The sequence below is a fragment of the Bradyrhizobium sp. URHC0002 genome, assembly GCF_054059515.1.
Window position 1 is genome coordinate 4,824,484 of sequence record NZ_JBSSCF010000001.1, and the last position, 23,750, is coordinate 4,848,233.

Sequence of the window (23,750 nt, forward strand, 5' to 3'; positions counted from 1 at the left end):
ACGCAAACCCACAGGGCTGACGACATGACACGATCCGTAGAGGAGCTACGACGGGACTCCGAGCAAAGCCGCGCGCAGCTTGCGGCAACCGTCGACCGGTTGAGGGAGCAGATCGCCGACACGGCGGAAGACATCCGCTACAAGGTCTCGCCGGAACACATCAAGGCTGAGGTAAGCGGCTTCATCAGTCACAAGACCCACGGCTGGATGGATGCGCTGAAGCAGCAGGCCATGGACAATCCGATGCAGGCGATCGCGGCCGGCACTGCGATCGCCGTGCCCGCGCTGCGCCTGGCCCGCGGCTTTCCGCTGCCGCTTTTGATGATCGGCGCCGGCCTTGCCCTGACTTCGAAGACCGTTCGCGAGCGCGCCGCGGAAGCGGCATCGCCGGGAATCGAGAAGGCGAGGGAGGTCATCGACGAGGCGACGGAACGCGCGCAGTCCCTGGGCGACAGCATGCGGAAAGCGATGTCCCACGCCGAGCGTCAGGCCGCTGATATGGCCGACGAAGCGCAGGAAACCGCAGAAGGAATGGCAGATGCGGCGAGCGGCGTGGCTGGCGACCTGAGGGATCGCGCGACGCAGGCCGCCGATGCCGTCACCAGCAAGGTCAGGTCCGGCATGGATGCCGCTTCGGAGATCGCAAGGGAGCAGATGGAGCGTGTTCGCTCGACCGCTACGAACGCTCCCGCCACTGCCAGCAAGGTGATCCGGGACAACGCTGCATTGATCGGCGGTCTCGGCGTTGCGATCGGTGCGATCCTTGCTGCTTCCCTTCCGAGCACCAGGGTCGAAGCGAGCGTGGTCGGTAAGGCCAGCGATCAGGTCAAGCGCGCGGCCGGCACTGCGGCTCAATCCGGCTTCGAGGCGGCCAAGGACACGGTGCTGTCGGCAGCTGACGCCGCGGCCAAACGCGTTTCCGAAGCCGACCTCGGTGGCCACGCCAGCCGCATCACCGAGGACGTGACCGAAAAACTCAAAGAGGTGGCCGACGACGTCGTGACGACGGCCTTCGATCCTTCCCGAAACCCGCACAGCTAATAGAGGCCATCATGAGCGATATGGATCTTAACACCCGCAACAAGAATTTTTCCCAGAACCAGAATACCGGCTCGTCCCAGAACCTGAAGGACCAGGTGGCTGATGCCGGCGCTGAGATCAAACAGCGCGCCGGCGATGTACTGAAGGCGTCGACGGACACCGCACGCGACAAATTCAAGGAGGCGGCCGATGCCGCCAAGGAGGCTGCAGCCGGAGCCGCGGATCGTGTCCAGGAACACGCGCATGAACAACAGCGCTCTGGCGCCGATTTCGTCGGCCGCTTCGCCGGCAATATCCGAGATGCGGCACGCGCATTCGAAAACGACGTGCCGTTCGCAGCCCGCGGCATCAATTCGGCGGCCGAATATGTCGACGAGGCCGCGGAGAAAATCCGCAACGGAAGCTTCCGTGATCTCGTCGACGGCGCGACGGATTTTGCGAAACGGCAGCCTGCGGCTTTTCTCGGTCTCTCGGTGCTCGCCGGCTTCGCGGCTGTCCGCTTCCTGAAGGCGTCGGGAAGCGAGAGCTATTCGGGCCAAGGCGCTTCACGTCAAGGCGCTTCAGGTCAAGGCTCTATGGGCCGGGGCTCTTCATCGTCGGATACGCCATCCTCCTACAGCCCATCCTCCTACAACCCGTCATCCTACAGCTCGGGATCCTACAAGGGTGAGGCGTCATGACCACCAAGACCGATCTTCGGGCGATCTCGCATCTCTTCGGTGATGCGCTCTCGCAATTTTCAAAACTTTTCCAGAACGAGGTCGATCTCGCCAAGGCCGAACTCGGTGAGAAGGTTCAGCAAATCGGTGGCGCCGTCGGCCTCATTGCGGCCGGCGCCGTCCTGGTTATTCCCGCGATCGTCATGGCGCTGTTTGCGCTTTCCGCGGCCCTGATCGCGGGCGGCTGGTCGCAGCCGGTCTCCTATCTGATGTCAGCGATTGTTGCCGCGGTGCTCGCAGGCATCTTGTTTGCGGTCGGCATGAACCGGCTGGACGCACGTCATCTGGCGCCGCGAGAAACGTTGCGTCAGCTCGATAAGGACAAGGACACCGTGAAGGGAATGGTGCGATGAACGGTTCACAAGGTAGTTTCATAGATGGTCTGACCGCGGCTGCCCGGGAAAACCCGCTTGCCGCAGCCCTGATCGGAGGTGGTGCGCTGTGGCTGCTGATCGGCAGTGACAAACTGAAAAACGCCGCCGGTTCGATCACCTCAGCGACCGCGCCGATCGCCGATCTTGGCGCACGCGCACAAACGTCGGCCTTCTCCAGCTGGGAGGATAGCTACGGCTCCATGCGGAACCGCGCCTCCCGAATGCAGGACGAAGCCTCACACACCGTCAATGAAACGGTCAGCAAGGCCAGAACAGCCGCTTCCGATGCGATGTCAGGCGCGGCGGAAACGATGAGCGAGCGGTTCGACGAAGGCATGGCCGGCGCCCGGGAAATGTTTGACCGGGTGGGCCGGGCTTTGCCGAGGACGGAAACTCTGAGGCAGGCGCAATCGTCGCTGTCCGATCTCCTGGAAAGGCAACCGCTGGTGCTGGGCGCCGTAGGCCTTGCGATCGGCGCGACGGTGGCGGGCGCGCTGGCCAAGTCGAGTCTCGAAGACCAATGGGTCGGGCACCTGAGTGACGGCCTGAAGGCGGACTTGAAGGAGCGTGCCGGGGCCGTGTCGCAAAGCGTCCGAGAGGCATCCGATACGCTCAAAGCGGAGTTCGCGGACGCCGGCGCCGAATATGCCGACCGGGTTCAACAAGCCGGTCGGGATGCGCTGGACGCGGGACGGGAAAAGCTACGACCGTAGCTTATCGGAAAAATATGTTGATTGATCAGCGGGTTGGCGGGATTTTTGCCGCCAGCCTGAAATTAGCTGAAGAATGCGGAAAGCACCGCGACGTCCGATCGGGCGGGAGGCTCGCCCCGCAGATCGGCGTCGATCACCCGCCGGCATGCATCGATCGTGATGATGTCGCCGAGGTCGTTGGCCGCGTCGAGAACGGTCCAGGCCGTCTCGCCCGTGGGTCTTTCCTGGTCTTGGCCTGACAGAGCCATGGTCGTCGCGCTCCCCTATGGAGCGCACAGGATAGAAAGCAGCTTTTAAAATCCAGATCGCGGGCTTGTGAGCATTTGAGGGAAGGTTGTACCCGGGGATTAACCAATGGCCGGCGGTGCTTTTCGCCTGGTCCCGAAAGGGGCGATTTGAAGCCCCGCGGCACCCCGTACCTTGACCTTTTGCCCGACTGGCAGTAGATACCCGCCACCTGCTGCTGGCCCGTTAATGCGGATATCCGGCGCGGCTTTGAATTCCCCCGAACAATCGAGCCCGCTGTGCGGCTCATCCTTCGAGAGAGGGCTGGGCGCTAGAGGGCTGTTCGGATTTCGCTTAAATCACAATCGTCTCACGAAGGACGCGGTAACCAACGATGGCTTTCAGCCCGTTCAAATTCCTGCAGGAAGTGCGCTCGGAGACCGCCAAGGTCACCTGGCCGACGCGCCGCGAGACGACGATCACCACGATCATGGTGTTCGTGATGGTTGCACTGGCGTCGATCTTCTTCTTCACATCGGATTTGATCATCCGCTACGTTGTCACTTTCCTGCTGGGCGTCCACTGATGAGCACCGGAACCCAAACCATGGACAAGCGCTGGTACATCGTTCACGCCTATTCGAATTTCGAAAAGAAGGTCTCTGAATCGATCCGCGAACAGGCGAAGCAGCGCGGGCTCGAGGATCTGTTCGAGCAGGTGCTGGTGCCGACCGAAAAAGTCACCGAGGTGCGCCGCGGCCGCAAGATCGACGCCGAGCGCAAGTTCTTCCCGGGCTACGTGCTGGTGAAGATGAAGCTGACCGACGAGGCGTTTCACCTGATCAAGAACACGCCCAAGGTCACCGGTTTCCTCGGCGCCGAGAACAAGCCGATGCCGATCTCCGAATCCGAGGCGATGCGGATCCTGCACCAGGTGCAGGAAGGCGTCGAACGTCCGAAGGCGTCGGTGTCGTTCGAAATCGGCGAGAACGTCCGCGTGGCCGATGGCCCGTTCGCGTCGTTCTCCGGCGTGGTTGAAGAAATTGACGAGGCGCGTTCGCGCGTGAAGGTCGCGGTGTCGATCTTCGGCCGCGCCACGCCCGTCGAACTGGAATTCGGTCAGGTCGAGAAGGTCTGACCGAAAGCGCGAAGCGCGTCTTCGCGTATCGAGCGGCGCGAGGCTCTGTCTCGCGTTGATTGAGGCCGTGGGAGGGAGAGGGCGGTCGCCAACCGCTCGTCAACCGAACCACGGACCCTGAAACAGCCGGTTCCGGCCGGCACAACAGGAGCGATACATGGCAAAGAAAGTGACCGGATACCTGAAATTGCAGGTGCCGGCCGGTGCGGCGAATCCTTCGCCCCCGATCGGTCCCGCGCTTGGTCAGCGCGGTCTCAACATCATGGAATTCTGCAAGTCGTTCAACGCGCAGACGCAGAAGGAAGAAAAGAACACCCCGATCCCGGTGATCATCACCATCTATGCGGACCGTTCCTTCACCTTCGAGATGAAGACGCCGCCGATGTCCCACTTCCTCAAGCAGGCCGCCAAGATCCAGTCCGGTTCGAAAGCTCCGGGCCGCGACAAGGCCGGCCAGGTGACGAAAGCGCAGGTGCGCGAGATCGCCGAGAAGAAGATGAAGGATCTCAATTGCGATTCCATCGAGTCGGCCATGAAGATGGTCGAGGGCTCCGCCCGTTCGATGGGTCTGGAAGTTGCGGGGTAACGGGCGATGGCAATCGGAAAACGTTTGAAGAAGGCCCGCGAGGGTGTCGACCGCGAGAAGCTCTATCCGCTCGCGGAAGCCATCAAGATGGTCAAGGAACGCGCCAAGTCGAAGTTCGACGAGACGATCGAGATCGCGATCAATCTCGGTGTCGACCCGCGTCACGCCGACCAGATGGTTCGCGGCGTCGTCAACCTGCCGAACGGCACCGGCCGTACGCTGCGCGTCGGCGTGTTCGCCCGCGGCGCCAAGGCGGAAGAAGCCAAGGCTGCGGGTGCTGACGTCGTCGGCGCCGAAGACCTGGTCGAGAAGGTGCAGGGCGGCAACATCGATTTCGATCGTTGTATCGCCACCCCCGACATGATGCCGCTGGTCGGCCGCCTCGGTAAGGTGCTTGGTCCGCGCGGCATGATGCCGAACCCGAAGATCGGCACCGTGACGATGGACGTCGCGTCAGCCGTGAAGGGCGCCAAGGGCGGCTCGGTCGAATTCCGCGTCGAAAAGGCCGGCATCGTGCAGGCCGGCGTCGGCAAGGCCTCGTTCTCCGAGGAAAAGCTGGTGCAGAACGTGAAAGCGCTTGCGGACGCGGTGTCGAAGGCAAAACCCGCCGGCGCCAAGGGCACCTACATCCAGCGCGTGGCGGTCTCCTCCACCATGGGCCCGGGCGTCAAGGTCGAGCCGGGCACGCTGCTCGGCTAATTCGTCGCGGTTTACGTGAATAAACAAGGGCGGAATCGGGTGACCGATTCCGCCCTTTGCGTTTGACGTCGCTTTTGCGTAATCGTCGCCCCGCCGGACTTTGCCAAGAAGGAACAACAATGCCCGAGAAGGTCCTGATCTATTCGCGTTTTCCAAAGGCCCAGATGGAGCGTTTCGGCGAGCGGTTTGAACTCCTGAACGCTGCCGGCAAGCCGCCCAATGAAGTGTTTTCTGCCGAACAGCTCGCAGATATCCGCGCGATGATCACGGCCGGCGGCACGCCGCTCGGCGGCGACGCGATGGACCTTTTGCCAAAGCTCGGCGCCATCGTCTGCTACGGCACCGGCTATGACGGCGTCGATCTGGCGGCGGCGGCGAAACGCAACATCGACGTCGCTCACAGCCCGGGGGCGAACGCGGCTTCGGTCGCCGACATCGCGGTCACCCTGATGCTGGCGACTACACGGCGATTGCTCGTGGCTGACGACTATGTGCGGGGCGGGAGCTGGGCGGCTGCAAAACCGTCACCGATGATGCGCCCGCAGGCGGGCATGCTCGGCCGCAAAATCGGCGTCTACGGCATGGGCGAGATCGGCCGCAAGATCGCGGCGCGCGTCGCCGCCTTCGAGACCGAGGTCGGCTATTTCAGCCGCAGCAAGCACGACGTTCCCTATCAATATTTTCCGACGCTCGATGCGCTGGCGGATTGGTGCAGCGTGCTGATGGTCGCGGTGCGGGCAGGGGCTGATACCGAACATGCGGTCGATGCAAATATCCTGCAGAAACTCGGCAAGGACGGTTACATCGTCAATATCTCCCGCGGCTCCGTCATCGATCAGAAGGCGCTGGTCGCGGCGCTGACCGACCAGACCATCGCCGGCGCCGGCCTCGACGTCTACGCGAAGGAGCCGCACGCGCCCGACGCGCTGACGGCGCTGCCCAATGTCGTGCTGTCCCCGCATATCGGCGGCCATACGCTGGAGTCGCATGTGGCGATGCAGAACTGCGTGCTGGCCAATCTCGACGCGTTCTTCGCCGGCAAGCCGCTCGCTCACCCCGTGACGTCAAGTTCCAGCTGATCATCTCCGCGGTGCGCGAGCCCTTTGAGGTAGGCGCAGAACATATCGGCCATTGCATTGGCAAAGGTCTCGATCTCGGCTGCGGTTCGGGGACTTTCCGAAAACTGCTTTCCCACTGCGCTGAGCGCCGTCGTAATCAGCTCCCCCGCCAGTGCACGCGTCGCCTCCGAAGCTTCGGGCAGAGCTTCCTGCATGAAGAGCTGGACGGTGCGGTCTCCCGACGCCCTCGCTTCGTGCGCCTCCGGCGCGTCGCGGTAGAGCGGGGCAGCGTCATCGAGTGCGACTCGCACCACGGCCTCATCGCATTCCGAGCGGATGAAGGCGTGGACCAGCGTACGCAGCCGTTCGAGCGGCGGTCTCTGGACGTCCTCAAGGATGCCGCGCAGCAGCTCGGTCGTCTGGCGCCATTCGTCGCTTTGGAGGCGAAAGAGGATCGCCGCCTTGTTCGGGAAGTACTGATACAGCGATCCGACGCTGACGCCGGCCTTCTCGGCCACCCGCGCCGTGGTGAAGCGCTGCGCGCCTTCCTTCGCCAAAACCTGAACAGCAGCTTCCAGGATGGCTGCAACGAGCTCGGTCGAGCGAGCCTGCTGGGGCCGCTTTCGCGAGGAAACTGAAGGGCTTCGACGATCGGTCATCAGGAGCGGCGGGAATGCGATTAGAAAACGCGAATGTTTAGTCGTATTTGAGGGGCAGCGCAAGGACGCGCTCACCCTGGAGACCTGCATGATGACTACCCTGACCACCAGCCCGCTTGCGCCCCTGTTGGATCGCCTGTTCGACGAGGCCGATGCGGCCTCGGCGGAGACCGAGGCGGCCGTGGCCGATCTCTCGGACGAAGCCCGGGCGCGCCTGATGCGGAGCAAGACCGATTACCGCGACCTCTATGGGCGCCTGAAGAATGCGCCGCTCGCGATCTCGCGAGAGACTGGCGCGCTGCTCTACATGCTGGCGCGAAGCTCTCGCGCGCGGACGATCGTCGAGTTCGGGACCTCGTTCGGCATCTCGACCCTGCATCTCGCCGCGGCGCTACGGGACAATGGTGGCGGCCGCCTGATCACCAGCGAGTTCGAGCCATCCAAGGTGGTGCGGGCCCGCGATAATCTGACAGCCGGCGGTCTCATCGACCTCGTGGAGATTCGGGAAGGGGACGCCCTGCGGACGCTCAGCGTCGATCTCCCTGATACGATTGACCTGCTGCTGCTGGACGGTGCCAAGGCGCTCTATCCAGAAATCCTGAACCCGGTCGAGAGCCGCCTTCGGCCGGGCGCCTTCATTGTCGCCGACAATGTCGATTACAGCCCCGACTATCTGGCGCGCGTGCGCGGGTCGGCTGGCGGCTATATGTCCGCGCCATTCGGCGGGGACGTCGAGCTGTCGATGCGGATCGGTTCCTGCTGACCAGTACGGCCTTCAACGCGGTGCGTGGCGCAGTTTGTCGGGATTGCGGACGATATAGATCGCGGCGATTTTGTCGCCGTCGATGGCCATGCTCAGGGTGAGATCGAGTTCACCGTCCAGAAAGAGCAGGGCGCCGACGGCGCCGTTGATGACCGCCGGCTCGATCCGCACATCCTGACCGGCCGTCTTGCCGGCCAGGCCGACGAAGAAGCGCGCGACCTTGTCGCGACCGATGATCGGATTGAGCGCCGCGAATTTGCGTCCGCCGCCATCGGTGATTGCGACCGCATCCTGACGCAACAATTCGGCCAGTTGCTGGACATCGCCGCTGGCGACCGCCTCACTGAAAGCCTGCAGCAGGCGTGCGTGACTGTCAGGGGTTGCCGCAGGCGCCGGGCGATTGTCGCGCACCGCGCGGCGGGCCCGCGAGGCTAGTTGCCGGCACGATGCCTCGGTGCGGCCGAGCATGGCGGCGATCTCGGAGAACGGCGTGTCGAAGACGTCGTGGAGCAGGAAGGCCGCGCGTTCCAGCGGAGACAGCCGGTCCAGCGCCAGCAACAAGGCGAACGAGAGATCGTCAGCGAGTTCGGTGGCGGCATCGGCCGACAGGCCCTCCGCGTCGAACACCGGCTCCGGGAGCCACGGCCCGACATAGACTTCTCGCTGCGCTCTTGCACTCTTCAGGCGATCGAGACAAAGCCGGGTCACGACGGTGACGAGAAACGCCTCCGCGTTGCGCACGTCCTGCGCGCCGGCAAAGCGGAGATAGGCATCCTGTACGATGTCTTCCGCGTCGCTGCGGCTTCCGAGCATGCGATAGGCGAGCCCGAGCAGGCGCCCGCGATGGGGCGCCAGCGGGTCGTTGTCATGCAGCCTGTTTGACGACATCGACATTCTGTCCATCCACCGTGACGCGGCGGCACTCCTTGGCATAGCCGAGGCCCGCCTTCACCATCGGGAATATGCGGCCCATTTGCAGCGCCAGCGTCAGATCTATCACGCCTTTCGGACCCCACTGGGCCCGGACGGCGTCGCGGAACTCGTCCTCCCTCTCGATGGCCCGGTGCACCAGGGCGTCGGCGAACCGGAATCCAAGCGTGGTCGCCTCATTCATGGCCCGCGGATCGCGGCGGAGGACCGCTTCGATCTGGTCCTTGGGCATGCCGGATTCCAGCGCCATGTCGACGACCAATTGCGTGCAGGGGCCGCAATCCTCGGCCAGGGCGCCGACAATCTTGGCCGCGAAACTTGCGTCGATCGGGACCGCCTCGCGGTGGGCGGCCGCCTTCATGACGGGTGCGAACTTGAAGAAGGCGGCAGGGGAACAGTTCAGCATCATCTCGAGATAGCTAACGTCGTACCCGTAACGCTTGGCAAATGCGCGCAGCGTGCGGCGCGCGATCCAACTACGCATGATGTTCTCCTTGGCTGGGGAAGGCGGAATAGAGCGCGGCTGCCGACGGCAGCACGATCGCGAGGAGGTCGAACGCGGCGTGATGGCCGTGGCCGCTTGCAATCATCACGAGATGGAGCAGAGCGTGTGCGGCCAGGAAGCCGGCACCCGCAACGGCCGCCGGCCAGTATCGGGGGCGCCATGCCCGCGCGGCGAGCGCGAGGCCGGCCACGAGGAACGCTACGCCGATGTCCTGGACGAAATGGGGGTTGAACGGGCCGGTGTCCGGCACCCCGGGCACGGTTTCGTACCAGAGCGGACCGGCAGCGAGCATCGCCAGCCCGTTAAAGAGGGTGGGTATCGCGAGAATTGCTGCTATCAGACGCCGCATGAGAACCTCCTGCGGCCAAGACGAGCGAGGCGACCCGGGTGTGACGGAGCTGGCCAAAGAAATTTCCGGGCCATTTCGGGCCCAAATTCGCCGCCGGCGCGGTCCGCGAACTGGTCTGAATTTTGCTCTTGGCAAGCCGGACAAGACTCGTTAAACAACAGCTTCCGGGCGTGCTGGCGGTTGCTGGCACGTCTGTGCTCGCATTCCGAAAACCCGATACGGTAGGAGATCATTCCTTTCAGGACATCCGCATGGATTGCTCGAAAGGAAGGAAAACCCATCGCTTCGGTGGATTGCGGCAGGGGTCTTTCGGCTTGCCGGATGGCCTCGATCCTGTCCGAGACTGCAGGCGCCCGCAAAGAAATGCAAGTTTCTTCAACGGCTTAATCTTACAGCCTGCATAGACGGGTGAAGACCGGATTTCGCTTCAACGCCGCCTCGCGCGGCGCGATGGCTGATTTGGTTCGAACCTCGACACCCCGCGCCATCTGGTTCGGGAGGGCAGGCCTATCAATGTCGTCCTGCCCGGCGTGTCCTTGAGACTGGTGTCTAGAGGTCAGGTTTGGGTGAGACGATGGGTGTAACCCGGCGGTCTCGCTCTTAAGCGAAGGCCGCCAACCGGAGAGAGCTTGCTGTGGAAAGAGCGGCAAAAAAGGACGCGGTTGGGGCGCTGAACGAGGTCTTCAAGACCACCAGTGTCGCAGTCGTCGCCCATTATTCCGGCCTCACCGTGGCCCAGATGCAGAAGCTGCGCATGCAGATGAAGCAGGCGGGCGCGTCGGTGAAGGTCTCGAAGAACCGTCTCGCCAAAATTGCTCTTGAAGGCACGGACGTCGTTGCCATCGGTTCCCTGCTGAAGGGGCCGACCGTGATCGCGACTTCAAACGATCCGGTAGCGGCGCCGAAGGTTGCCATGGAATTCGCCAAGGCGAACGAAAAGTTCGTCATTCTCGGCGGTTCGATGGGTAAAACCGTCCTGGATGTGAACGGCGTGAAGGCGCTTGCCTCGCTGCCGTCCCTCGATGAACTGCGCGGAAAGCTTGTCGGCCTCCTGGTGGCGCCGGCGACCAAGATCGCTCAGCTCTCGACTGCGCCCGCGGCCAAGCTCGCGCGCGTCGTCCAGGCCTATGCCTCAAAGAGCGAAGCGGCCTGACCCTTCGCAAATCAAACCTGGTTCGAACCAAACGTTTAAGGAAATAGATCAATGGCTGACCTACAGAAAATCGTCGACGACCTCTCGAGCCTGACCGTGCTCGAAGCTGCCGAACTCGCCAAGCTCCTCGAAGAAAAGTGGGGCGTGTCCGCTGCTGCCGCCGTGGCGGTTGCCGGGCCTGCGGGTGGTGGCGCTGCTGCTGCTCCGGCTGAAGAAAAGACCGAGTTCACGGTCGTTCTCGCTGCCGCCGGCGACAAGAAGATCGAAGTCATCAAGGAAGTCCGCGCCATCACCGGCCTGGGCCTCAAGGAAGCCAAGGACCTCGTCGAAGGCGCGCCCAAGCCGGTCAAGGAAGGCGTGAACAAGGAAGAGGCCGACAAGCTCAAGGCTCAGCTCGAAAAGGCTGGCGCGAAGATCGAATTGAAGTAAGCGTACTACACAGAAAAGTGTGGGGATTCGCGGGGTTAGCCCCTCGAATCTCCACGATTCCGCCCCATATCGGAGCGGCAGCAGGAAAAGGCGGTAGGCGGCGGGGACGGCAAGGTTCCTGGCGTAAGCCGTTGGGAGACAGTCAGATTTCGGGCTTTTTCAGTCCGTGAAGCGGAAAGTTGAGACGGGCGGGTGCAGTCATGCGCCCCGCGCGTCGTTTTGCGTTTTGAAGGTCTAAAGTGCGGGTTCAGGACTTAATTCCTGAAATTGAGCTTTGTTCCTTTTGAGCGATTCGAAATTCAACCCGGGGGCGATGGCAGTCGCGCTTCGGAAGGTTCGCCCACAAGGGCGACGAAAATGAGAGGCCACGATGGCGCAGCAGACATTCACCGGTCGCAAACGCGTTCGCAAGTTCTTCGGACACATCAAGGAAGTTGCCGAGATGCCGAACCTCATCGAGGTTCAGAAGGCGTCCTACGATCAGTTCCTGATGGTCGAGGAACCCCAGGGCGGCAGGCTGGACGAGGGACTGCAGGCGGTGTTCCGCTCGGTGTTCCCGATCTCGGATTTCTCGGGCACCTCGATGCTGGAATTCGTCCGCTACGAATTCGAGCCGCCGAAATATGACGTCGACGAGTGCCGCCAGCGCGGCATGACCTATGCTGCGCCGCTCAAGGTGACGCTGCGCCTGATCGTGTTCGATATCGACGAGGAAACCGGCGCCAAGTCCGTCAAGGACATCAAGGAGCAGGACGTTTACATGGGCGATATCCCGCTCATGACCATGAACGGCACCTTCGTCGTCAACGGCACCGAGCGCGTCATCGTTTCCCAGATGCACCGTTCGCCTGGCGTGTTCTTCGATCACGACAAGGGCAAGACCCATTCGTCCGGCAAACTGTTGTTTGCTGCGCGCGTGATTCCGTATCGCGGTTCCTGGCTCGACATCGAGTTCGACGCCAAGGACATCGTGTTCGCGCGTATCGACCGCCGCCGCAAGATTCCCGTGACCTCGCTGATGTACGCGCTGGGTCTCGACGGCGAGACGATCCTGTCCACCTTCTACAAGAAGATCAATTTCAAGCGCGCCAAGGAAGGCTGGCGCGTGCCGTTCGACGCCGCCCGTTTCCGCGGCTATTCGACCATCAACGACCTGATCGACGCCGATACCGGCAAGGTCGTGCTCGAGGCCGGCAAGAAGCTGACGGTGCGCGCGGCGCGCCAGCTGCAGGAAAAGGGCCTCAAGGCGCTGCGTCTGTCGGACGAAGAGCTGGTCGGCAACTATCTTGCCGAGGATCTCGTCAATCCGAAGACCGGTGAAATTTACGCCGAAGCCGGTGAGGAGCTTACCGAGAAGTCGCTGAAGGCGCTCAACGAGCAGGGCTACAAGGAACTGCCGCTGCTCGACATCGACCACGTCAATGTCGGCGCCTATATCCGCAACACGCTGCATGCCGACAAGAACATGACGCGTGAAGACGCGCTGTTCGACATCTACCGCGTGATGCGCCCGGGCGAGCCGCCGACCATCGACTCGGCCCAGACCATGTTCCAGTCGCTGTTCTTCGACAGTGAGCGCTACGACCTGTCCGCGGTCGGCCGCGTCAAGATGAACATGCGCCTCGAGCTCGACGCGCCCGACACCCATCGCACGCTGCGCAAGGAAGACATCCTAGCCGTCATCAAGACGCTGGTCGATTTGCGCGACGGCAAGGGCGAGATCGACGACATCGACCATCTCGGCAACCGCCGTGTGCGTTCGGTCGGCGAATTGATGGAGAACCAGTACCGCATCGGTTTGCTGCGCATGGAGCGCGCCATCAAGGAGCGCATGTCCAGTGTCGATATCGACACCGTGATGCCGCAGGACCTGATCAACGCCAAGCCGGCGGCTGCCGCGGTGCGCGAATTCTTCGGCTCCTCGCAGCTGTCGCAGTTCATGGACCAGACCAACCCGCTGTCGGAGATCACCCACAAGCGCCGTCTCTCGGCGCTTGGCCCGGGCGGTCTGACCCGCGAGCGCGCCGGCTTCGAGGTGCGCGACGTGCATCCGACGCATTACGGCCGCATCTGCCCGATCGAAACGCCGGAAGGTCCGAACATCGGCCTGATCAACTCGCTGGCGACGTTCGCGCGCGTCAACAAGTACGGCTTCGTCGAGACGCCGTACCGCAAGGTCAAGGACGGCCGCGTCACCGAGGAGGTCGTGTACCTCTCGGCGATGGAAGAGGGCCGTTATCGCGTGGCGCAGGCCAACGTGCCGCTCGATGCCAAGGGCCGCTTCACCGAGGACCTGATCATCTGCCGCCACGCCGGCGAAGTGCTGCCCATTACGCCCGACAAGGTCGACTATATGGACGTGTCGCCGAAGCAGCTCGTTTCGGTGGCCGCGGCGCTGATCCCGTTCCTCGAGAACGACGACGCCAACCGCGCGCTGATGGGCTCGAACATGCAGCGCCAGGCGGTGCCGCTGGTTCGCGCCGAGGCGCCGTTCGTCGGCACCGGCATGGAAGGCGTGGTCGCCCGTGACTCCGGCGCTGCGATCGCCGCACGGCGCTCGGGCGTGATCGACCAGATCGACGCCACCCGCGTCGTGATCCGCGCCACCGAAGATCTCGATCCCACCAAGTCGGGCGTCGATATCTACCGGCTGATGAAGTATCAGCGTTCCAACCAGTCGACCTGCATCAACCAGCGTCCGCTGGTGAAGGTCGGCGACATCGTCAGGAAGGGTGACATCATCGCCGACGGTCCCTCGACCGATCTCGGCGAACTCGCGCTCGGCCGCAACGTGCTGGTCGCGTTCATGCCGTGGAACGGCTACAACTTCGAAGACTCGATCCTGCTCTCCGAAAGAATCGTGAAGGACGACGTCTTCACCTCGATCCACATCGAAGAGTTCGAGGTGATGGCCCGCGACACCAAGCTCGGACCTGAGGAAATCACCCGCGACATTCCGAACGTTTCGGAAGAAGCGCTGAAGAACCTCGACGAAGCCGGTATCGTCTACATCGGCGCCGAAGTCCGCGCCGGCGACATCCTGGTCGGCAAGATCACGCCGAAGGGCGAAAGCCCGATGACGCCGGAAGAAAAGCTGCTGCGCGCCATCTTCGGCGAAAAGGCTTCCGACGTCCGCGATACCTCGCTCCGCGTGCCCCCGGGCGTGCAGGGCACGATCGTGGAAGTGCGCGTGTTCAACCGTCACGGCGTCGACAAGGACGAACGTGCGCTGGCGATCGAGCGGGAAGAGATCGAGCGTCTGGCCAAGGACCGCGACGACGAACAGGCGATCCTCGACCGCAACGTCTACGGCCGCCTCGCGGAGCTTTTGGAAAACCGCCAGGGCATCGCAGGTCCCAAGGGCTTCAAGAAGGACACCAAGATCACGCGCGCCGTGCTCGAGGAGTATCCGAAGTCGCAGTGGTGGATGTTTGCTTCGCCGAACGACAAGCTGATGAGCGAAATCGAGGCGATGCGGAAGCAGTACGACGAATCGAAGAAGGGCCTTGAACAGCGCTTCCTCGACAAGGTCGAAAAGCTGCAGCGTGGCGACGAATTGCCGCCCGGCGTGATGAAGATGGTCAAGGTCTTCGTCGCGGTGAAGCGCAAGATCCAGCCCGGCGACAAGATGGCCGGCCGTCACGGCAACAAGGGTGTGGTCTCCAAGATCGTTCCGATCGAGGACATGCCGTTCCTCGAGGACGGTACGCACGCGGACATCGTGCTCAATCCGCTCGGCGTGCCCTCGCGCATGAACGTCGGCCAGATTCTGGAGACGCATCTTGGTTGGGCCTGCGCCGGCCTCGGCAAGCGCATCGGCCAGACCATCGACAGCTATTATCAGAAGCAGGACCTCAAGCCGCTGCGCGAGACCCTGAAGAAGATCTATGGCGACGATGAAACCATCAAGACGCTGAACGACGGCGAACTGATGGAGCTTGGCAAGAATCTGAGCCACGGCGTGCCGATCGCAACGCCGGTGTTCGACGGCGCCAAGGAAGCCGACATCGAGGAGATGCTGAAACTCGCGGGCTTCGACGCCTCCGGCCAGTCGACCGTCTATGACGGCCGTACCGGCGACGCCTTCGATCGCAAGGTGACGGTGGGCTACATCTACATGTTGAAGCTGCACCATCTGGTCGACGACAAGATCCACGCGCGTTCGATCGGTCCGTACTCGCTCGTCACCCAGCAGCCACTGGGCGGCAAGGCGCAGTTCGGCGGGCAGCGTTTCGGCGAAATGGAGGTGTGGGCGCTGGAAGCTTACGGCGCGGCCTACACGCTGCAGGAAATGCTGACCGTGAAGTCGGACGACGTCGCCGGCCGTACCAAGGTGTACGAGGCGATCGTGCGCGGCGACGACACGTTCGAGGCGGGTATCCCGGAATCGTTCAACGTGCTGGTCAAGGAAATGCGCTCGCTCGGCCTCAACGTCGACCTGCACAATTCCAAGGTGGGACCGGCGCCGTCCGAGGCGGCCGAGTAACGGCAAAGATTCCATGTCCGACCCAAACCGCGAAGACAACTTCGCAAGAGGGCCGGACATTCGCGCTCCGCTCGGACGTTGAGCGGGCGCGGACCAAAGAAGAATTTCGAATTTGCTGCCGGTGACGATCGGCACGCGAGGAGAAGACGATGAACCAAGAAATTATGAATCTCTTCAATCCGACGACCCCGGCCCAGGTCTTCGACCAGATCCGGATCTCGATTGCGTCCCCGGAGAAGATTCTGTCCTGGTCCTACGGCGAGATCAAGAAGCCGGAGACCATCAACTACCGGACCTTCAAGCCGGAGCGTGACGGCCTGTTCTGCGCCCGCATCTTCGGGCCGATCAAGGATTACGAGTGCTTGTGCGGCAAGTACAAGCGCATGAAGTACAAGGGCATCATCTGCGAAAAGTGCTCGGTCGAAGTGACGCTGTCGCGGGTCCGGCGCGAGCGCATGGGCCATATCGAACTGGCGGCACCCGTTGCCCACATCTGGTTCCTGAAGTCGCTGCCGTCCCGCATCGGCCTTCTGCTCGACATGACGCTGAAGGATCTCGAGCGGATCCTGTACTTCGAATATTACGTCGTGCTGGAGCCGGGCCTGACCGCGCTCAAGGACCGTCAGCTGCTGTCGGAAGACGAGTACCTGAAGGCGCAGGACGAGTACGGCCAGGATTCGTTCACCGCCATGATCGGCGCCGAAGCGATCCGCGAACTGCTGAAGGGGCTTGAGCTCGAAAAGCTCGAGCAGTCCCTGCGCGCGGAGATGCACGAGACCGAGTCCGACATCAAGCACAAGAAGCTCGCCAAGCGCCTGAAGATCGTCGAGGCCTTCCGCTATTCCGGCAACAAGCCGGAGTGGATGATCCTGACCGTGGTGCCGGTGATTCCGCCGGACCTGCGTCCGCTGGTGCCGCTCGACGGCGGCCGCTTCGCGACGTCTGACCTCAACGACCTCTACCGCCGCGTCATCAACCGCAACAACCGCCTGAAGCGGCTGATGGAGCTGCGCGCGCCCGACATCATCATCCGCAACGAAAAGCGCATGCTGCAGGAGGCCGTCGACGCGCTGTTCGACAACGGCCGCCGCGGCCGCGTCATCACCGGCGCCAACAAGCGTCCGCTGAAGTCGCTGGCCGACATGCTCAAGGGCAAGCAGGGCCGCTTCCGGCAGAACCTGCTCGGCAAGCGCGTCGACTATTCGGGCCGTTCGGTGATCGTGGTCGGTCCCGAACTGCGCCTGCATCAGTGCGGCCTGCCGAAGAAGATGGCGCTCGAACTGTTCAAGCCGTTCATCTATTCGCGGCTCGACGCCAAGGGCTTGTCCACCACCGTGAAGCAGGCGAAGAAGCTCGTCGAAAAGGAGCGTCCCGAGGTCTGGGATATCCTGGACGAGGTGATCCGCGAGCATCCGGTGCTCCTGAACCGCGCGCCGACGCTGCATCGCCTCGGCATTCAGGCGTTCGAGCCGGTCCTGATCGAGGGCAAGGCGATCCAGCTCCATCCGCTGGTTTGCGCCGCGTTCAACGCCGACTTCGACGGCGACCAGATGGCCGTGCACGTTCCGCTGTCGCTGGAAGCGCAGCTCGAAGCGCGCGTCCTGATGATGTCGACCAACAACATCCTGCATCCCGCGAACGGTCAGCCGATCATCGTGCCGTCGCAGGACATCGTGCTCGGCCTCTACTACGTATCGATCATGCGCGAAGGCCTGCCCGGCGAGGGCAAGATCTTCGGCGACATGGCCGAACTCGAGCACGCGCTGCATTCGAAGGTCATCCACCTTCACACCAAGATCAAGTACCGGTGGGAGGGCATCGACGAGACCGGCAAGCAGGCCAAGCGCTGGATCGAAACCACCGCGGGCCGTGTCATGCTCGGCAATCTGCTGCCAAGTTCGGCGAAGATCTCGTACGACATCATCAACAAGCTGATGACCAAGCGCGAAATCTCCGGCGTGATCGATCAGGTCTACCGTCACTGCGGTCAAAAGGAGACGGTGATCTTCTGCGACCGCATCATGGCGCTCGGCTTCTACAACGCGTTCAAGGCCGGCATCTCGTTCGGCAAGGACGACATGGTCGTGCCGCACTCGAAGTGGAAGATCGTCGACACCACCCGTACGCTGGCGAAGGATTTCGAGCAGCAGTACAACGACGGCCTGATCACCCATGGCGAGAAGTACAACAAGGTGGTCGACGCCTGGTCGAAGGCGACCGAGGAAATCGCCAAGGAGATGATGAAGGAAATCTCCTCGACCAAGAAGACGGCGAAGGGCGCCGATGCCGACATCAACTCGATCTACATGATGGCGCATTCGGGCGCGCGCGGTTCGCCGGCCCAGATGCGTCAGCTCGCCGGTATGCGCGGCCTGATGGCGAAGCCGTCGGGTGAAATCATCGAAACGCCGATCATTTCCAACTTCAAGGAAGGTCTGTCGGTGCTCGAATACTTCAACTCGACCCACGGCGCCCGCAAGGGCCTCGCGGACACCGCGTTGAAGACCGCGAACTCCGGTTACCTGACCCGCCGTCTGGTCGACGTGGCGCAGGACTGCATCATCACGCAGGACGATTGCGGCACCAAGCTCGGCATCAAGATGCGCGCCATCATCGATGCCGGCACGGTGGTTGCGTCGCTGGCGTCGCGTATCCTCGGCCGCACCACGGGCGAGGACCTGCGCGATCCCGCGACCAACAAGGTCGTGGTCAAGCGCGGCACGCTGATGGAAGAGACGCATGTCGATGCCATCCAGCAGGCCGGCATCCAGGAAGTGAAGATCCGTTCGGCCCTGACCTGCGAACTCGTCAACGGCATCTGCGGCAAGTGCTACGGCCGCGATCTCGCCCGCGGCACGCCGGTCAACCACGGTGAAGCGGTCGGCGTCATCGCCGCCCAGTCGATCGGTGAACCCGGCACGCAGCTGACGATGCGCACGTTCCACATCGGCGGCGCGGCGCAGATCAACGAGCAGTCGTTCGTCGAGTCGAATTTCGACGGCAAGGTCACCATCAAGAACAAGGCCATCGCCAGGAACAGCGAAGGTCACCTGGTCGCGATGGTCCGCAACATGGTCGTTGCGATCACCGATGCCGACGGAACCGAGCGTGCGACCCACCGCATTCAGTACGGCGCGCGCATGCACGTCGACGAGGGCGATGCGGTCAAGCGTGGCCAGCGCATCGCGGAATGGGATCCGTACAGCCGTCCGGTTCTTACCGAAGTCGAAGGCACCATCGGGTTCGAGGACCTGGTCGAAGGCCAGTCGATTTCGGAAACGCTCGACGAATCCACCGGTATCGCCAAGCGCGTCGTCATCGACTGGCGCGCGTCGCGGGGCGGGGCGGATCTGCGTCCGGCTATTGTCGTCAAGGGCAAGGACGGCAAGGTACTGAAGCTCGCACGTGGCGGCGATGCCCGCTACATGCTGTCGGTCGACGGCATTCTGTCGGTCGACGTCGGTGCCAAGGTCAGGGCAGGCGACATCCTGGCGCGTATCTCCACGGAAAGCGCCAAGACCCGTGACATCACCGGCGGTCTGCCGCGGGTGGCCGAACTGTTCGAGGCTCGCAAGCCAAAGGACGCGGCGATCATCGCGGAAATCGCGGGCACCATCCGCTTTGGCCGCGACTACAAGAACAAGCGCCGCATCTCGATCGAGCCGATGGACAAGACCGAGGAGACCAGGGAGTACCTGATCCCGAAGGGCAAGCACATCCATCTGCAGGACGGCGACATCGTCGAAAAGGGCGATTTCATCGTCGAAGGCAATCCGGCGCCGCACGACATCCTGGCGATCAAGGGCATCGAGGAACTCGCTGCCTATCTGGTCAACGAAATCCAGGAAGTCTACCGGCTGCAGGGCGTGCTCATCAACGACAAGCACATCGAGGTGATTGTCCGTCAGATGCTGCAGAAGGTCGAAGTCACCGACCAGGGCGACACCGACATGATCTCGGGCGAGCAGGTCGACAAGATCGAGTTCGACGCGCTCAACGTCAAGGCAAAGGAAGAGGGCAAGAAGCCCGCCACGGGAACGCCGGTTCTGCTCGGCATCACCAAGGCGAGCCTGCAGACCCGCTCGTTCTTCTCGGCGGCCTCGTTCCAGGAGACCACCCGCGTGCTCACCGAAGCCGCCGTCAACGGCAAGGTGGATCCGCTGGAAGGCCTCAAGGAGAACGTCATTGTCGGCCGGCTGATCCCGGCGGGCACCGGCGCCTCGATGGCCAAGATCCGCGAAGTCGCCGTCAAGCGCGACAAGCTGATTCTGGACGAGCGCGAGAAGCAGGTGGCGATCGTGCCGACCGCGCCCGAAGCGGAACCGCTGGCGTTGCCGCCGGCGGAGTAAGGGTTCCGCCAGGAGCTGCTCGAGTTCCAATCAACAAGAAAGCCGGCTGCGAAGCCGGCTTTTGCTTTTTCAACGGCGTGACCCGTGCTTCCATCCTTAAAGGTGATACGTGCTACCAAACCACGGGTGATGTCTGGCTATGTTGACAGTCCCTGGAATTCCCCATGAACGCATCTCTGATTCAGAACGTCTGATCGACCGCATTTATGAGGCTGGACTGGTACCTTCGCTTTGGCCAGCTCTGCTTGGCGAACTCGGCGCAGCGATCGGCGGCAATGGTGGTTTTCTGTTCGGCGTGCGGGACGGCTACACAAGCGGGGTCAATTCTGTCGAATATGACCACCTCATGCCGGTCTTCCTGAAAGACGGATGGAGCGAACGCGATCCGAACCTGCCGCGCGCCATCGCGCTGAATCATGCGGGCTTCGTCACTGACCATGACCTTCTCTCGGATGAGGAAATCGCGACCAACGAAGTCTATTGCAACTTTTACCGCAAACACGGCATTGGCTACCGGGCCGGGACGCTCATTCCGATACCGAGTGGCGATTCAATCGCGATCGTGATGCCGCGGCATCAGGATCATGGCCCGGTACCGCGAGAGGTCGTCAATCTCCTGGATGGACTGCGGCCGCATCTGGCCCGGGCCGCCCTTGCCGCAAACCGCCTTGGCTTCGAGCGCGCACTTGCTCAGGTTGACGCATTGCAGGCGCTGGGTTTGCCGGGCGCGGTGCTGCGCGAGCCCGGCCGGGTGTTCGCGGCGAACGGCCTGTTCGATGCGTTGATGCCATCGCTGTTTCAGGATCGCACCGAGCGCGTGACGATCACGGACGTCGCGGCGGATGCGCTGCTCGCAGAAACGCTCGGCGCGCTGCCTCTTGCCGGTAGCCGGACCGTGAAATCCATACCGGTCTCGGCGATGGTCGGTCAGGTGCCGATGGTGCTGCATGTGATCCCCGTCCGGGGTTCCGCACGCGATATCTTCACCCAGGCGACCGCGCTGCTGGTGGTGACGCCGGTCGATCGTGCCGCGGTGCCGACCGCGGAAGTTCTGCAAGGCCTGTTCGACCTGACGCCGGCGGAAGCGCGGGTGGCGCGGGGCATCGGCCAGGCTGAAACCATCGATACACTGGCCGACGCGACAGGCGTCAATCGAGAGACGGTGCGCAGCCAGCTCAAGGCCGTGCTGTCAAAGACCGGCCTCTCACGGCAGCAGGAACTGGTCAGCCTGCTCGCCGGCAAAGCGTTCCGCAGCAGCGAGTAGGTGGCCGCCGCACCCCGGTTGCGGCTCCAGGGGCGGAATCGCTGGCCCATTCGCCGACGAAATGAGACTTTCCGCAAGAATACGGTGCGAAGACAAAAGGCCGGCACAAGCCGGCCTTTTTGCTGCTTTCTTTCATTGCTGCGTTGCGAGGACCTGCTTTGTTCATCTTCCCTTCAGGGTGAAAAGCGCTTTTGCTAATACGGTTTAGACCGGTTGCCCCGAAGGCAGGGGGCCGGAGGGCGACGGAAAAGACATGTTGGATCTTGCAATCGTAGGCGGCGGCCCGGGCGGGCTGATGAGCGCCTGGTATTTGAAGAAAAAGCTCGGCGATCTCTGCCGCGTCACGATCTACGAGGCATCCGACCGCGTCGGGGGCAAGATCGTCTCGCGCAAATTCGATTCCGCGCCGGCGATGTACGAGGCCGGCGTCGCCGAAATCTACGATTATTCGATGACGGGGCCGGATCCGCTGCGGGAACTGATCCAGCATTTCGGCCTGCAGACCATACCGATGGACGCCGAGCAGGTGCACCTCGATGGCGAGTTGCTCAACGACGTGCCGGGCATGCGCCGCAAGTATGGTGAGAAGACCGCGGCCGCGATCGATGCGTTCCGCAAGCGTTGTTCCGACATGGTGTCGCCGATCGAATATTACGAAGGCGTCGGCGCCCACGACAATGAGCACCCCTGGGCCTACATGACCTGCGAGGAAGTGCTCGACAAGTTCGTCGATGATCCCACCGCCAAGCGCTTCTTCAAGGCGATGGCGCGATCGGATATCGCGACCGAGGCTCACAACACCAACGGCCTGAATGCGCTGAAAAACTTCGTGATGGATATCGACGGCTATATCGGCCTGTATTCGATCCAGAACGGCAACGAGCAACTAATCGAATGCCTGCGCTCGGAAGTCGATGCTGACATCCAGCTCAACCATCGCGTGCTCAAGGTCGGCAAGACCGACTCTGGCCGTTACGAGCTCAACATGATGAACGGGAAGGGGCCGGAGACGCGGGATTTCGATCTGGTGCTGATGTGCCTGCCGCATTCCTGGCTCGCCACCATGCGCTGGGATGGCGAAGAGCTGCGCAAGTCGATGGTCAAGCACGTCGCCTATTTCGACCGTCCGGCGCATTACCTGAGGGTTTCGATCCTGTTTGACGAACCTTTCTGGGGCGAGAAGATCCCCGGCGCCTGGTTCATGTCGGAAGCGTTCGGCGGCTGCTGTGTCTACAACGAGGGCGCCCGCCACGACGTCGGCAAGCACGGCGTCCTCAACTGGCTGATCGCCGGCTCGGACGCGCTGGCGTTCGCCAATCTGAGCGATCAGGAACTGATCGACGCCGCGCTGAAATCGTTGCCGGCCTCGCTCGGCAACGCCCGCGACCATTTCATGGAAGGCAAGATTCACCGCTGGCTGTCATCGGTGAATGCGCTGCCGGGCGGCCTGCCGGTGCGCGACGTCATGACCAACCACCGGCCGGAGCCGAAAGAGCATCCGGGAATCGTCGTGGTCGGCGACTATCTGTTCGATTCGACGCTGAACGGTCTGCTCGACTCCTCCGACGCGGCCACCGACATCATTCTAACCGAGATGATGCGGTTGCGCCGCGCCCGTGCGCAACAGGGCGAGGTATCGTCCGACAAGATCGATCGCAGCTATTTCGAGAATTACCGTGGTGTCGGCCCCTACAGCGAAGCCTGGAGCCGGTTTACCGATCCGGCCTATCTGACCGACCTGATCAAGATCGTCTGGAACAGGGCCAAGGGCTACAGGCTGCTCGTTGCCGGCTCCGCCAGCGGCGAGCTGGTCGGCGCGCTCCGCGAGCGCGGCATCGATGCCTGGGGTATCGAAAACAACAAGGCGATCCACGCCAAAACGCCGAAGGCGCTGAAAAAGTACAACAAGCTCGGCTCCATCGTCGACATGCCGTTCAAGGACGACGAATTCGACTTCGTGTTCGAGACCAGCCTGTGCCATGTCGCCGAAAAGCAGGTCCCGCGGGCGGTGCGCGAACTCAACCGCGTCGTGAAGACCGGGCTGGTGTTCGGGTCTGTCACTTCGGACATGGCCCCCGCACTGATCGACCGTTACGACCTGTTGCGCGGCGTGAAGAAGCTCGGCACCTGGTGGGAATGGTCCGAATTGTTCTTCGGCAACGGATTCGACCTCTCGATGCATCGCCGCGACTGTACCGATGCGCTATGGGCGGCGACGCTGGCTGCCAACAAGGGGCCGGGGCAGTGGTACGCCGACGCCGACAGCCTGCGCTATTCGTTTTTTGACAAGGTCGAATCGGACGATTGATAT

21 protein-coding genes are annotated in these 23,750 nt (G+C 62.6%); 16 read left to right on the forward strand and 5 right to left on the reverse strand.

The window, feature by feature from the left end; all coding sequences use genetic code 11:
- Positions 1–24: 24 nt before the first annotated feature.
- From ACVWVY_RS23385 to ACVWVY_RS23400, 4 genes are read left to right on the forward strand one after another with little or no spacing between them, the layout of a single operon-like run.
- Positions 25–1,041 (forward strand): DUF3618 domain-containing protein, encoded by a 1,017-nt coding sequence (locus tag ACVWVY_RS23385; RefSeq protein ID WP_456628595.1) that lies wholly within the window; start codon positions 25–27, stop codon positions 1,039–1,041.
- 11 nt (positions 1,042–1,052) lie between these two features.
- Positions 1,053–1,721, forward strand: a complete 669-nt coding sequence (locus ACVWVY_RS23390; protein ID WP_456628596.1) for a hypothetical protein — start codon at positions 1,053–1,055, stop codon at positions 1,719–1,721.
- On the forward strand, positions 1,718–2,113 hold the full coding sequence (locus ACVWVY_RS23395; RefSeq protein ID WP_456628597.1) for a phage holin family protein: 396 nt from the start codon (positions 1,718–1,720) through the stop codon (positions 2,111–2,113). The genes ACVWVY_RS23390 and ACVWVY_RS23395 overlap by 4 nt, the downstream gene beginning before the upstream one ends.
- On the forward strand, positions 2,110–2,847 hold the full coding sequence (locus tag ACVWVY_RS23400; RefSeq protein WP_456628598.1) for a hypothetical protein: 738 nt from the start codon (positions 2,110–2,112) through the stop codon (positions 2,845–2,847). The genes ACVWVY_RS23395 and ACVWVY_RS23400 overlap by 4 nt, the downstream gene beginning before the upstream one ends.
- Positions 2,848–2,909: 62 nt before the next feature.
- Here ACVWVY_RS23400 and ACVWVY_RS23405 read toward each other — a convergent pair whose 3' ends face one another.
- Positions 2,910–3,095, reverse strand: a complete 186-nt coding sequence (locus ACVWVY_RS23405) for a hypothetical protein (RefSeq protein WP_456628599.1) — start codon at positions 3,093–3,095, stop codon at positions 2,910–2,912.
- 371 nt (positions 3,096–3,466) lie between these two features.
- Here ACVWVY_RS23405 and secE point away from each other — a divergent pair, with 371 nt between their 5' ends.
- The 5 genes from secE to ACVWVY_RS23430 all read left to right on the forward strand — a co-directional run bounded on the left by secE (position 3,467) and on the right by ACVWVY_RS23430 (position 6,573).
- Positions 3,467–3,658 carry a preprotein translocase subunit SecE gene (gene secE / locus ACVWVY_RS23410; RefSeq protein ID WP_283034105.1) on the forward strand — a complete coding sequence of 64 codons (192 nt, stop codon included), beginning with the start codon at positions 3,467–3,469 and terminating at the stop codon, positions 3,656–3,658.
- Positions 3,659–3,678: 20 nt separating this feature from the next.
- Positions 3,679–4,209, forward strand: a complete 531-nt coding sequence (nusG, locus tag ACVWVY_RS23415; RefSeq protein WP_247787048.1) for a transcription termination/antitermination protein NusG — start codon at positions 3,679–3,681, stop codon at positions 4,207–4,209.
- A 157-nt stretch (positions 4,210–4,366) separates the two neighbouring features.
- Positions 4,367–4,795, forward strand: coding sequence for a 50S ribosomal protein L11 (gene rplK / locus ACVWVY_RS23420; RefSeq protein WP_456628600.1), 429 nt, complete (start codon positions 4,367–4,369; stop codon positions 4,793–4,795).
- A gap of 6 nt (positions 4,796–4,801) precedes the next feature.
- Positions 4,802–5,494: a 50S ribosomal protein L1 gene (gene rplA, locus ACVWVY_RS23425; RefSeq protein WP_456628601.1), complete on the forward strand. Its 693-nt coding sequence runs from the start codon at positions 4,802–4,804 to the stop codon at positions 5,492–5,494.
- Positions 5,495–5,613: 119 nt separating this feature from the next.
- On the forward strand, positions 5,614–6,573 hold the full coding sequence (locus ACVWVY_RS23430) for a 2-hydroxyacid dehydrogenase (protein WP_456628602.1): 960 nt from the start codon (positions 5,614–5,616) through the stop codon (positions 6,571–6,573).
- On the opposite strand, the gene ACVWVY_RS23435 is transcribed toward ACVWVY_RS23430, so the two are convergent.
- Positions 6,546–7,211, reverse strand: coding sequence for a TetR family transcriptional regulator (locus ACVWVY_RS23435; protein WP_456628603.1), 666 nt, complete (start codon positions 7,209–7,211; stop codon positions 6,546–6,548). The two genes, ACVWVY_RS23430 and ACVWVY_RS23435, sit on opposite strands and share 28 nt — an antisense overlap.
- 91 nt (positions 7,212–7,302) lie before the next feature.
- On the opposite strand from ACVWVY_RS23435, the gene ACVWVY_RS23440 reads away from it, so the two are divergent.
- On the forward strand, positions 7,303–7,974 hold the full coding sequence (locus ACVWVY_RS23440; RefSeq protein WP_456632292.1) for an O-methyltransferase: 672 nt from the start codon (positions 7,303–7,305) through the stop codon (positions 7,972–7,974).
- A 12-nt stretch (positions 7,975–7,986) separates the two neighbouring features.
- On the opposite strand, the gene ACVWVY_RS23445 is transcribed toward ACVWVY_RS23440, so the two are convergent.
- Genes ACVWVY_RS23445 through ACVWVY_RS23455 form a run of 3 tightly spaced genes read right to left on the reverse strand, consistent with a single transcriptional unit; the run spans position 7,987 to position 9,758 of the window.
- Positions 7,987–8,868: a sigma-70 family RNA polymerase sigma factor gene (locus tag ACVWVY_RS23445; RefSeq protein ID WP_456628604.1), complete on the reverse strand. Its 882-nt coding sequence runs from the start codon at positions 8,866–8,868 to the stop codon at positions 7,987–7,989.
- Entirely contained in the window at positions 8,840–9,388 is a 549-nt protein-coding gene (locus tag ACVWVY_RS23450; RefSeq protein WP_456628605.1) for a hypothetical protein, read from the reverse strand. Before ACVWVY_RS23450 ends, ACVWVY_RS23445 begins: the two co-directional genes overlap by 29 nt.
- On the reverse strand, positions 9,381–9,758 hold the full coding sequence (locus ACVWVY_RS23455) for a hypothetical protein (protein ID WP_456628606.1): 378 nt from the start codon (positions 9,756–9,758) through the stop codon (positions 9,381–9,383). Before ACVWVY_RS23455 ends, ACVWVY_RS23450 begins: the two co-directional genes overlap by 8 nt.
- Positions 9,759–10,392: 634 nt before the next feature.
- On the opposite strand from ACVWVY_RS23455, the gene rplJ reads away from it, so the two are divergent.
- The 6 genes from rplJ to ACVWVY_RS23485 all read left to right on the forward strand — a co-directional run bounded on the left by rplJ (position 10,393) and on the right by ACVWVY_RS23485 (position 23,747).
- Positions 10,393–10,911 carry a 50S ribosomal protein L10 gene (rplJ, locus tag ACVWVY_RS23460; protein ID WP_456628607.1) on the forward strand — a complete coding sequence of 173 codons (519 nt, stop codon included), beginning with the start codon at positions 10,393–10,395 and terminating at the stop codon, positions 10,909–10,911.
- Between the two features lie 51 nt (positions 10,912–10,962).
- Positions 10,963–11,340 carry a 50S ribosomal protein L7/L12 gene (gene rplL, locus ACVWVY_RS23465; protein ID WP_456628608.1) on the forward strand — a complete coding sequence of 126 codons (378 nt, stop codon included), beginning with the start codon at positions 10,963–10,965 and terminating at the stop codon, positions 11,338–11,340.
- 370 nt (positions 11,341–11,710) lie between these two features.
- Positions 11,711–15,826 carry a DNA-directed RNA polymerase subunit beta gene (gene rpoB / locus ACVWVY_RS23470; protein ID WP_456628609.1) on the forward strand — a complete coding sequence of 1,372 codons (4,116 nt, stop codon included), beginning with the start codon at positions 11,711–11,713 and terminating at the stop codon, positions 15,824–15,826.
- Positions 15,827–15,975: 149 nt separating this feature from the next.
- Positions 15,976–20,175 (forward strand): DNA-directed RNA polymerase subunit beta', encoded by a 4,200-nt coding sequence (gene rpoC / locus ACVWVY_RS23475; RefSeq protein WP_456628610.1) that lies wholly within the window; start codon positions 15,976–15,978, stop codon positions 20,173–20,175.
- 139 nt (positions 20,176–20,314) lie between these two features.
- Positions 20,315–21,439, forward strand: coding sequence for a helix-turn-helix transcriptional regulator (locus ACVWVY_RS23480; protein ID WP_456628611.1), 1,125 nt, complete (start codon positions 20,315–20,317; stop codon positions 21,437–21,439).
- Between the two features lie 253 nt (positions 21,440–21,692).
- A complete protein-coding gene (locus tag ACVWVY_RS23485) occupies positions 21,693–23,747 on the forward strand; it encodes an FAD-dependent oxidoreductase (RefSeq protein WP_456628612.1) in 2,055 nt (684 codons plus the stop codon).
- The last annotated feature ends 3 nt before the right edge of the window (positions 23,748–23,750 follow it).

Coding starts and splice junctions, on each gene's coding strand:
- secE (WP_283034105.1), top strand. CDS start 3,467: ATGGCTTTCAGCCCGTTCAAATTCCTGCAGGAAGTGCGCTCGGAGACC.
- ACVWVY_RS23450 (WP_456628605.1), bottom strand. CDS start 9,388: ATGCGTAGTTGGATCGCGCGCCGCACGCTGCGCGCATTTGCCAAGCGT.
- rplA (WP_456628601.1), top strand. CDS start 4,802: ATGGCAATCGGAAAACGTTTGAAGAAGGCCCGCGAGGGTGTCGACCGC.
- ACVWVY_RS23455 (WP_456628606.1), bottom strand. CDS start 9,758: ATGCGGCGTCTGATAGCAGCAATTCTCGCGATACCCACCCTCTTTAAC.
- ACVWVY_RS23395 (WP_456628597.1), top strand. CDS start 1,718: ATGACCACCAAGACCGATCTTCGGGCGATCTCGCATCTCTTCGGTGAT.
- ACVWVY_RS23445 (WP_456628604.1), bottom strand. CDS start 8,868: ATGTCGATGTCGTCAAACAGGCTGCATGACAACGACCCGCTGGCGCCC.
- ACVWVY_RS23405 (WP_456628599.1), bottom strand. CDS start 3,095: ATGGCTCTGTCAGGCCAAGACCAGGAAAGACCCACGGGCGAGACGGCC.
- nusG (WP_247787048.1), top strand. CDS start 3,679: ATGGACAAGCGCTGGTACATCGTTCACGCCTATTCGAATTTCGAAAAG.
- ACVWVY_RS23485 (WP_456628612.1), top strand. CDS start 21,693: ATGTTGGATCTTGCAATCGTAGGCGGCGGCCCGGGCGGGCTGATGAGC.
- rplK (WP_456628600.1), top strand. CDS start 4,367: ATGGCAAAGAAAGTGACCGGATACCTGAAATTGCAGGTGCCGGCCGGT.
- ACVWVY_RS23440 (WP_456632292.1), top strand. CDS start 7,303: ATGACTACCCTGACCACCAGCCCGCTTGCGCCCCTGTTGGATCGCCTG.
- ACVWVY_RS23390 (WP_456628596.1), top strand. CDS start 1,053: ATGAGCGATATGGATCTTAACACCCGCAACAAGAATTTTTCCCAGAAC.
- ACVWVY_RS23400 (WP_456628598.1), top strand. CDS start 2,110: ATGAACGGTTCACAAGGTAGTTTCATAGATGGTCTGACCGCGGCTGCC.
- ACVWVY_RS23480 (WP_456628611.1), top strand. CDS start 20,315: ATGTTGACAGTCCCTGGAATTCCCCATGAACGCATCTCTGATTCAGAA.
- ACVWVY_RS23385 (WP_456628595.1), top strand. CDS start 25: ATGACACGATCCGTAGAGGAGCTACGACGGGACTCCGAGCAAAGCCGC.
- ACVWVY_RS23430 (WP_456628602.1), top strand. CDS start 5,614: ATGCCCGAGAAGGTCCTGATCTATTCGCGTTTTCCAAAGGCCCAGATG.
- rpoB (WP_456628609.1), top strand. CDS start 11,711: ATGGCGCAGCAGACATTCACCGGTCGCAAACGCGTTCGCAAGTTCTTC.
- ACVWVY_RS23435 (WP_456628603.1), bottom strand. CDS start 7,211: ATGACCGATCGTCGAAGCCCTTCAGTTTCCTCGCGAAAGCGGCCCCAG.
- rpoC (WP_456628610.1), top strand. CDS start 15,976: ATGAACCAAGAAATTATGAATCTCTTCAATCCGACGACCCCGGCCCAG.
- rplL (WP_456628608.1), top strand. CDS start 10,963: ATGGCTGACCTACAGAAAATCGTCGACGACCTCTCGAGCCTGACCGTG.